We start from the raw sequence: 9,220 nt of genomic DNA on the forward strand, positions 1-9,220 counted from the left end.
TCCACCTTATGGATAATCAACAGGCGTGTAAAAATATATTAGGGGAATAGGAGAGGAAAGCTCGGTATGAAAATAACCCCAATTTCTAAAAGCGAACGAATGATCACACTTGATATTATTCGTGGCTTTGCCCTGCTGGGCATCTTCTTGGTGAATATGCCTACGTTTCATTCACCTGATTTTATTCGTCAGTTGTATGACCTTCCACAAAATTTATCATCCATTGATAAAGTAGTGAATCTCTTTTTCAGCCTATTTATTCAAACAAAGTTTTATACTATTTTTTCGTTTTTATTTGGATTAGGATTTTATGTCTTTATGAATAGAGCTGAACAAAAAGGGTTGAAAGTGTACCGGCTCTTTTCTCGGAGGTTGCTCATATTATTTCTTTTCGGTTTGCTTCACCTTATTTTTCTATGGTACGGAGATGTTCTCCATGCTTATGCCATTGTAGGCTTTGCTTTGTTGTTGTTTTATAAACGGAGTAATAAAGTAATCCTAGGCTGGGCGTTCGGGCTTCTTTTCGTATTTTATTGTATCCCAATTGCACAGTTATTATTTGAATCTCCTTCTTATATTATAGAAAAGCAGACCACTGGTATAACGAAACTAAACGAAGCTGTGAAAATATACCAGGATGCTACTTATGTAGATTGGTTGGCTTATCGAGTCAAAACAGAAGTTTCCTTCGTTCTTGGAAGTAGCCCGATTATGTTTTTTGTGGTGTTACCTATGTTTTTGTTTGGTCTGTATGCGGGACAAAAGGGGATATTTCAACAATCCGCTGAACACACCACCTTTGTTAGACGGGTTTGGAGCTTCAGCCTGCTTCTTAGTGTGCCGTTGACTATACTTGTAGCTTGCCTTGAACTTGGATTGCTGTCTTTCGGAATGCGGCAGTCGATTGTAAGTCAGCTTTTTACTAGTCTAAGCGGCCTTACCCTCTGTTTTTTTTACATTTCGTCACTCACACTGCTAGTGCAAAAGGACGGTTGGCAGAAATACCTTCGCATCTTTAGTTTTACCGGACAGATGGCGTTAACAAATTATGTGATGCAGACAATGGTTTCTCTTTTGATTGTTTCTACCTTTCATTTGTTTAATAATATTAGTTTGGCAGCAGGTTTCCTGTTGTGCCTCGTTATTTATTTATTTCAAGTAATTTTCAGCTTCTTTTGGCTAAAAAGATATAGATTTGGTCCTTTAGAGTGGCTTTGGCGCTCTTTAACCTATGGATATGTCCAGCCTATTAAGCATAAGTAATCTTCTTCTTAAGCATCTATTTTATAGATGATATTATCATGGCGCATCAAATCGTTCATTAACCGATCTATATAAACCTAATGGTTGGTAAGTATACAATTAAATCAGTCTCAAGTTGGTTATTTTAATTTTTTAACTATCGTAAAATAAAAAGAAATCATATTACCATAAAGAGGAAACAAAGGAGTGACATGATGGCTTTACACCCTCCTAAAACTTTGTATAAATTTCCTATGGGAGCGATAAATAATCCGGTAGTAGTCAAAAATATCACAGCGGCTGGACTAGAAGAATTATACATTGACGTAAATATCCTGGGTAATTTATTAATCTGTTTTGACGCTGAATCCAGTGCTACAGTGGTCTCAGCAGGCGAAGAGCATCTTCTTCCAGAGCGTATCGAACGAGTTGAGCGTTCTCTTGTTATAGAAGGTCGCAATATGGGGACATACTTTCGCCATAGACAAAAGCAAAAAATACTTACAGAGATTCATCTTCCGCTTCAAACAAAAGTCAACGCCTCTTTTATGGCAGGAGTCATTATTTTGAATGGCGGAGAAGGTGATGTAGATATAAAAGGCCAGTTCGGTGAAGTTGCCGGTATAACACACTCAAAAAACGTTAACATTAGCCTGCGTGGTGGTGACGTCTCGCTCAATGAGTTATCAGGTAAAGCCTCGCTTAACATTTCTTTTGGTAGTGCAACTTTAGGCTGGAAAGAACTGCGGGGAACTGAGCAAGTAAATATCCACTGTGGATTTGGTGGAGTTGATTTATTGCTCCCCTCTCATATTACCCCTATTGAAGAACATGGTGGACTCTTTAAGAAGAAGAAAATTGCTACTCTTTCAGGTACAACTATCCATGCAACAGTTGGTTTCGGGGGATTAGATGTTTTAAATTGGGACTTGGAAGGATCTGATGAGAAGTAAGGATTAAAACTCCCCCCTTTACCGTCTATCTTTGCCCAATCACCAAAAGTGTTCGGTTGTATTCCACCTTTCATGAACCAGGCTGTTGTTATTAATAAACGAAAAAAATGCTTTTTGAAGGGATATATGATTTTTGGTTTGAGGGGAGCTATAAAATTCAGATATTTAGATTATCGTACGAAAATCATTATAAATATTGGGTAATCGGAAAGTAGTGTGGAAAAATCAACACCCTTGAGGATTAATATCATAAATAAATGTGCTTAGTAAATATACTAGAATTTTCCCTGTGAGATAGCTTATTGTTTCACATGCGGAAAGATTAGTGATATGACCAGCCCTGAACCAGGCTCTGATTTTGCATCCAACTGAATTGCTAAATCATAAGCCATCTTGCTTACTAAAAAGAGTCCCATCCCCGTTGCTTGCCTTGTATAAGTACCTCGCCCTCCAGTAAAGCCCTTATCAAAAATAAATGGTAAATCTTCTTCAGATACACCAGGTCCATTATCACTAATATGCAAAATAGTTTGATCACTCACTTTGTCATAAACCGTTTCAAACCTCAAAATTGGACTATCCTGATTCTGTGCAACGTGTTTCGTACTATTAGCGATTATTTGTTCTAATATAAAAGCTAACCCTTTGCGGTCGGAGAAAATCCTCACCTCTTCACCTATGAACTGTATTTGAAAACTGGATTCATCTAGGAGTGTTTGATGGTCTTCAATTGTCTGTTTACAAAATGAGAGTAAGTTTATAGACTCAAAAATATAATCTTTATGAACAGCCCCTAGTCTTGCAAAATACAAAATTCGCCCTACGTCTCCAAACATTTGATCTCTAATATGAAGCATACGCTGTCTAACAAGGGGGGACATTTCATCGCTACGGTTATCTAATACCAATGTCATTAATGACAGGGGTTTTTTAATTTCATGAACCCATCCTTCTATATAGCTTTCATAATCGGTCAACTGGGTAACTTGCTCATTAAGTTCCGCCTGATATGATCTTATGACGCCCCCCATTCTACGGATAAACGACCAATATGTCTTAGGAGATACCCGGCATAATATTTCTTCGTTCGTCTCATTCGCCTCTAATAAAAAATCTCGAAAGGCTGCTTCAATTATTTTTTGCTTCCTAATAATAATGAATACAGACAATGATATCATCGCTAGAGTAAAAACAATCATGAGTCCTACTAACACCTTAAAAGTTTCTGGGTAAGCCAACCAAGCTAAAAAGATAAATAGAAGATCTGTAGTAATTAAAATAAGAAACCATTGTTTATAAGCATGAAAACAATCATAGATTTGCTTTATCCATTTCATGGTTTCACCTACCTCTAAGTCGATAACCTTGACCCCTTATAGTCTCAATTTGATTTTCCAAGTTTAACTGTCGTAGTGTTTTTCGCAAGCGAGTCAGATTTACTTGAAGTGCATTTTCGTCTATATATTGGTCTGTTCCCCATAAAAGTTCACTTAATGTAGACTTGGATACAATTTCGGGTCTATGCTGTACTAAAGTCAATAAAATTCTTCCTTCATTAGCCGATAATAATAACGATTGAGAGCCCTTATACAAAGTAAAGGTATTTGGGTCTAACGAAAAACTGCCACCATCTATCAAGCCTGGTTGTCCTTCAAATCTTCTTAGCAGGTTCTGAATGCGCGCTAACAATCTATCTCGATTACATGGTTTTGTGAGATAATCATCTGCACCTAGATTAAGACCATGTAATTCATCCTGTAACTTATCCCTAGATGTAAGAATCAATATTGGACCAATTCCTTTTGATTTTAGACTTTTGCAAATCTCAAATCCTGATTGCTCTGGCAAATTGATGTCTAATAAGACTAAGTCTGGTGCCAAAGTGGTTATTTGAGCAACTATATCATGGAAGTCTGCAATTGCTACCACTTCATAACCGGCTTTTTGCAATATATCCATTAACTCCTCTCTCATCAATGAATCATCTTCAACAATTGTAATTCTCGCCACTTCAGCACCCCCTTCGATGTGAAATTTAACAGTTCCTTAATCTATATTTGGTTTCCAACGCAATTTATCTATCTCATAATCTGCTGAACGGGCAACTGCTACTCCATAAATCACCAAAATTACGATTACAATACATGTAAAAGTGAAAGCAATAGGATAAAGTAAAGTTTTGTCTTCGATGTGAATAGTAACAAATGAAATCATAGCCCTTATACCAACAGCTCCACTCACGCATGCAAGGGATATAGGTAATAGAAAGGTCAACAACACCTGTCTATGCATAGATTTTTTCATTTGATTACGTTTTGCCCCCAACATGGAAAGCGTTACATAGCGCCCACCTGTCTGCTTCATCTGTGTCAAAAATTGTAAAGCTAATACCGTACAAGCAATAATCAAAAATAAGAATCCCATATATAGTGTCGCATAACTTCCAGCAACAACATAGAAGAGTTTACGTCCAAAGTTTTGTAAATAACTTTCAAACTTGAAGCCTGAAGATTTTAATAAATCTCTAGCCTCCATCATTGGTTTCATTAAACCTTGTTGGTCTTGCAGCTTTTGTGGGATTCGAAAATTCCAATATGACACATAGGTTTCCGTATTTAATAATTGTTCAAACATATGATCAGGGACTATAAATGCTGAAAAAATTTTTACTGAACGGTCTGCTACTAATCCTCTCATTGGAATTGATGGGTGTATATATATTGCCTGATCATTAATACTCATCAAACTTTGCCCTTCTTTTGCAGCCTTTTCAAGAATATTATCTAGTACAGGCATGCTTTCTAGATTATCCATAGGCATAAAATCTGGATTAAAGTATAAAGCAATTTCATTTGAATGTAGGTTCAACGGTTTCTTTCCTATAGTTTTTAAAAGACCATTATAAGATGATTCAGGAATGAGATAAGGTGTTGTTGAAGCTGTCTCTAGAACCCCAAAAAGATTAAGTGCTTCAGGGTTTTCCGAACTGAAACTGTAGCTCTGCATTTCTCCAGATAAAACTTGCTCTTTATAGTTGTTTGGCAGAGCCTTAATAATTTGCTCTCTTAATTTAGACCAGTCTACCAACGACAAAGGGAAGCCGTCTTCCCCACGTTCATCCTTATATTTCATATTTCCAAATTCCAGCTGGTTTAAGTCCTCTACATATGGTTTCATTTTTTCTGAAGTAAGAAATTGCTCAATTTTTTGACTATCCCCATTAACAGTAAAATCATATACAGAGGAATTCCTAGTAAAAACACTTTCTAAACCTATAAAAGTTGAAGCACCATCTGCTATCAAAATGATAGACAACGTAATTAGAATAGATGTTACTGCAACGGAAATAGATCTATTAGCTACGTTCTCTTGAAACTGCCTTAATGTAAATGTGTGTAGACCTTTAGTAGATTTATATTTGAACAAGCTTGCCAATAAGCCTAGTAACTTTCCAAATCCCCTCATAAAAAGGATCGTTCCTAAACTTCCGAGAACCAATGCCACAAACAGAAGCAATCCTGCAAAATCCATAAAACGATATAAAACAATCCAATATGCAACACCTAGTAAGACAGAACCTACTAATATATTAAGTACATTACCTTTAAAATGCCCTATATCTTGTTTCTTATCCATTTGCCCATAAAGTAATTGATGCACCTCTTTATTAAATAATCTTCCGCCAAGAATGACTAATGCTATAAACTGGATGAATAAAAAACCGATTATGGTAAAGAAAATCGCACCTACCGACAAGCTTATTTGATGATTAATAATTCCCTGGCCGACTAGTTTAGAAACCGTCAAGCTGATTATTTCTGCTAAAAATCCACCAATTAAGATTCCTCCAATGAGTGCCAAAATAGAAGTAATTAACCCCTCTGCTAAGAGTTGAAGAACAAGGCGTTTCTTACGCATCCCTAACAAGAGATAAAGTCCAAACTCTTTACTCCTTCGATTTAATTGGTACTGATTAGCAAATAAAATCAAGAAAAACAATAAAAATAACGCAAATAGATACACAATTGGCATTTGAGCCAAAAGTTTATCGATTGAATCGCTTTCAAACTCCTTTAAGAATAAAATAACATCTTGTCTACCAAGTGAAAGAATGATATAAAACGACGCTATTGCTGTTACAAGTGTTGCAAAGTAAATTAAATTCTCCTTACGACTTCGTTTAGCATTGCGATAAATCAGCCTAGAGAACATTCGCGCTTCCTCCCCCAAGCTGAGCTAGTAACTGCAAGATTCTTTCATAAAATTTCTCGCGGGACTCATCATGTTTGCGACGCAGTTCATGAAATATTACACCATCTTGAATAAAAAGGATTCTTGAGCAAAAACTTGCTGCATTAGGATCGTGGCTGACCATTAAAATAGTTCTTCCACTACATCTATTAATACCTTCCAACTTATTCATTAAGGTTCTTGCAGAGCGTGTGTCCAATGCCCCTGTCGGTTCATCCGCAAGAACGATATCTGGATCAGAAATTAAACAGCGTGCAGCAGCTACCCTTTGCTTTTGTCCCCCAGACATCTGAGATGGGAATTTATTAAGGATATCTGTAATTTCTAAAAAACTTGCTAGCTCATCTAATTTAGCTCGTGCTTTTGCAAAATCCACCCCCTGAATAGATAATGGTAATAGTATATTTTCTTGTCCAGTTAGATTATCCAGCAATTCAAAGTCTTGAAACAAATATCCAATTCGACTACCGCGATACTCAGCTAAATCCTTACTGTCAAAAGCACTGATATTTTTATCATTTAAAAGTACACGCCCAGATGTTGGTTTTATTATTGTTGCAATGCAGTTTAATAATGTAGTTTTACCAGAACCACTTGGTCCCATTATTCCTAAGAATTCTCCTGGGAGAACATCAAAACTAACACCGTTTAAAGCTTTTGTTATATTGTTCTTCTTTCCGTAGTTTTTTTGTAAGTCTTGAACCTGTAGTAATTTTCCTTGCCTGACCACTGTATAAGGCTCCTTTCTTATTATCATTTTCCGAAATTATAATCGAATTGAGCTATACACATTATAATCAGTATAAAAGACTAGAAACACTTACAAATGATGTAAGGAAAAAATAAAGGGCATCAGACAAGTTTGCCTAATAAAGCTCCTGTCCTACGTCTGATGCCCTTATACTACGTTTTGCTTTTGCTATGTTAATACCCTGGGCTTCGAAGTATGCTAATGACTTACTAGTCCAAGTGCCACTAGCATCGACAAGACCCAGAAGAAGATGAGTATAGATTGTAATCCAATCTTGACTATATGGTGAGGCTAAAATAAGTGTTGATAAGGAACGATGTTCACGTTCCACATACCTTAAATATTTATAATAAACCAACTTACAGTTATTAGTGAAATAGGAATGTGATACTTACCGTCTTCAACTAATGGACAGCAATAAGTGGGCAATAAAGGATTAATCATAGATTCCAAAAAAAATGACAAAATCAAAACAGCCGCCGACTCTCAAAGCCAGGCGGCCGTCTCCATATTTCCTTACTTGACCTCGTTCAGACGATCTTTCAAACGATCCCAAGTTTCAGTGATGCCCTGTAGCATGCCCATATCCATAACGGTCTTGAGAGCCTCCGCGGACACATATTCAGCACGGCTGACCAGCTTCGTCTTGCCGCCCAAATCGATGAATTCCATCGTAATCTCGGTTGACGGCATAGTCTCGTTCGTATTGCCTTCAGCATCCGAGAAGTAATCGGTATAGATAATGGTCTCTGGCTCGACAATTTCCTTATAAACGCCTTTGCCCCAAGATTCCATGCCGAAAAATTGACCTTGGTTCTGATCGACGCACTTCATGCAGTAGTGCCAAACGCCGCCTGGCCGGAAATCGACGTTGCAAACCGGAAGCTCCCAGCCTCTCGGCCCCCACCAACGCTTGAGATGCTCAGGCTCTTTAAACATCTTGAACACAAGATCCTGTGGCGCATCGAAAACCCGCTCCAGCACCAGCACCCGATCGTTCTCTACCCTCGAAACCATTGCGTTGTTTGACATTGTAATTCCTCCTCATCCATTTGAATAATCCTATGATTTTTCCTTATTTTGCAGTTCCTGCAAGTAGTCTTCCAGATTGTCGAATCTATCTTCCATAATACGCTGGAAGGACTTCACCCAAGTATCCAGTGCTTGGAAGGGCCCGGGCCGGAGTTTGTAGATCCGGCGGTTGGCTTCGGCCTTCACTTCCAAAATTCCATTGTCGCTAAGTACCTTCAAATGCTTCGAGGCCTGAGGCTGGCGAAGTTCCAGCCGGTCAACGATTTCCCCCACGGTCAGGGGACCGTCACGCAAAAGTTCGACGATATTCATACGATTCGGTTCAGCCAAAGCTCTCAGCATCGTCATGTACATGTCCAAATCCTTCCCTGACATGCTTCTCACCTCATTAAGTGATGGTCTCCTGGTATAATCTCACCTCCTTCATCACTATGGTCATATTCCTGTTGACTCAAATATACATCATAAGGAATATTCCCGTAAAGGAATATTTATAAAAAAGTTGCACCGTTTTCCCTCTTGGTTATGATTAGCCGAAGGGATGTTTTTAACAGACAGCACGAATTTTTATAAGATAATGAGCGAAACTACCTCTATTTGACTGAATATTCATTTCCTTATATTGATATTCAAAAGTAATTTCCTTTACTCCCACCGGAAGAAACTTTAAAGTTGTCGTAGCGATTATAAATAAAGTTGTATGGTTTACAAAAAGATACACTACTTCCTTATTTTGAATGTATCTGGTAGAATAAAAAATATTATTTAGGAGGGATTTTTATGAAGTGCAATGTATATTACTGGGAAAAATTTAAAGAGGGAAGCGTATCATTAACCCTATAAACTACGTCTGCCCTCATTATTGGGGGATAAATAAGTGAATACAGCTTATTCACAATCTGCTTTACGCTATAAACAAATTTTAATATGGCTTTGTGTTCTTTCATTTTTTAGTGTAGTGAACTACCCACCACTTAAAACCTGACGATTT

General features: G+C 37.5%; 9 protein-coding genes and 1 pseudogene. 4 read left to right on the forward strand and 6 right to left on the reverse strand.

All coding sequences use genetic code 11. From position 1 onward, the window contains the following. Positions 1-66 precede the first annotated feature (66 nt). Both HMPREF0083_RS19205 and HMPREF0083_RS19210 read left to right on the forward strand, forming a co-directional pair. On the forward strand, positions 67-1,263 hold the full coding sequence (locus tag HMPREF0083_RS19205; protein WP_021623348.1) for a DUF418 domain-containing protein: 1,197 nt from the start codon (positions 67-69) through the stop codon (positions 1,261-1,263). 191 nt (positions 1,264-1,454) lie between these two features. After that, on the forward strand, positions 1,455-2,195 hold the full coding sequence (locus HMPREF0083_RS19210) for a hypothetical protein (RefSeq protein WP_021623349.1): 741 nt from the start codon (positions 1,455-1,457) through the stop codon (positions 2,193-2,195). A 299-nt stretch (positions 2,196-2,494) separates the two neighbouring features. Here HMPREF0083_RS19210 and HMPREF0083_RS19215 read toward each other — a convergent pair whose 3' ends face one another. The 6 genes from HMPREF0083_RS19215 to HMPREF0083_RS19240 form a co-directional block, all read right to left on the reverse strand. Beyond that, the gene (locus HMPREF0083_RS19215; RefSeq protein ID WP_021623350.1) at positions 2,495-3,532 is read right to left on the reverse strand and encodes a sensor histidine kinase; all 1,038 of its coding nucleotides are present in this window, start codon (positions 3,530-3,532) and stop codon (positions 2,495-2,497) included. 4 nt (positions 3,533-3,536) lie between these two features. After that, entirely contained in the window at positions 3,537-4,205 is a 669-nt protein-coding gene (locus tag HMPREF0083_RS19220; protein ID WP_021623351.1) for a response regulator transcription factor, read from the reverse strand. Between the two features lie 36 nt (positions 4,206-4,241). Next, positions 4,242-6,407, reverse strand: coding sequence for an ABC transporter permease (locus HMPREF0083_RS19225; RefSeq protein WP_021623352.1), 2,166 nt, complete (start codon positions 6,405-6,407; stop codon positions 4,242-4,244). After that, on the reverse strand, positions 6,397-7,176 hold the full coding sequence (locus HMPREF0083_RS19230) for an ABC transporter ATP-binding protein (RefSeq protein WP_040303914.1): 780 nt from the start codon (positions 7,174-7,176) through the stop codon (positions 6,397-6,399). The genes HMPREF0083_RS19225 and HMPREF0083_RS19230 overlap by 11 nt, the downstream gene beginning before the upstream one ends. 537 nt (positions 7,177-7,713) lie before the next feature. After that, on the reverse strand, positions 7,714-8,229 hold the full coding sequence (locus HMPREF0083_RS19235; RefSeq protein WP_021623354.1) for an SRPBCC domain-containing protein: 516 nt from the start codon (positions 8,227-8,229) through the stop codon (positions 7,714-7,716). A 30-nt stretch (positions 8,230-8,259) separates the two neighbouring features. Then, complete coding sequence (locus tag HMPREF0083_RS19240; protein ID WP_021623355.1) at positions 8,260-8,604, reverse strand: ArsR/SmtB family transcription factor; 345 nt, start codon at positions 8,602-8,604, stop codon at positions 8,260-8,262. 405 nt (positions 8,605-9,009) lie between these two features. Between HMPREF0083_RS19240 and HMPREF0083_RS30220 the strand changes: the two genes are divergently transcribed. Continuing rightward, positions 9,010-9,072: a tetracycline resistance efflux system leader peptide gene (locus HMPREF0083_RS30220; RefSeq protein WP_167331586.1), complete on the forward strand. Its 63-nt coding sequence runs from the start codon at positions 9,010-9,012 to the stop codon at positions 9,070-9,072. A 34-nt stretch (positions 9,073-9,106) separates the two neighbouring features. Continuing rightward, positions 9,107-9,193 (forward strand): annotated as a pseudogene (locus HMPREF0083_RS29480) (hypothetical protein); the annotation flags it as partial. Positions 9,194-9,220 lie beyond the last annotated feature (27 nt).

It is taken from the genome of Aneurinibacillus aneurinilyticus ATCC 12856 (assembly GCF_000466385.1).
Lineage (GTDB): Bacteria > Bacillota > Bacilli > Aneurinibacillales > Aneurinibacillaceae > Aneurinibacillus > Aneurinibacillus aneurinilyticus.

Excerpts from the sequence above, each read along its gene's own strand:
- HMPREF0083_RS19205 (WP_021623348.1), top strand. The coding sequence starts at position 67 with ATGAAAATAACCCCAATTTCTAAAAGCGAACGAATGATCACACTTGAT.
- HMPREF0083_RS19210 (WP_021623349.1), top strand. The coding sequence starts at position 1,455 with ATGATGGCTTTACACCCTCCTAAAACTTTGTATAAATTTCCTATGGGA.
- HMPREF0083_RS19215 (WP_021623350.1), bottom strand. The coding sequence starts at position 3,532 with ATGAAATGGATAAAGCAAATCTATGATTGTTTTCATGCTTATAAACAA.
- HMPREF0083_RS19225 (WP_021623352.1), bottom strand. The coding sequence starts at position 6,407 with ATGTTCTCTAGGCTGATTTATCGCAATGCTAAACGAAGTCGTAAGGAG.
- HMPREF0083_RS19235 (WP_021623354.1), bottom strand. The coding sequence starts at position 8,229 with ATGTCAAACAACGCAATGGTTTCGAGGGTAGAGAACGATCGGGTGCTG.
- HMPREF0083_RS19240 (WP_021623355.1), bottom strand. The coding sequence starts at position 8,604 with ATGTCAGGGAAGGATTTGGACATGTACATGACGATGCTGAGAGCTTTG.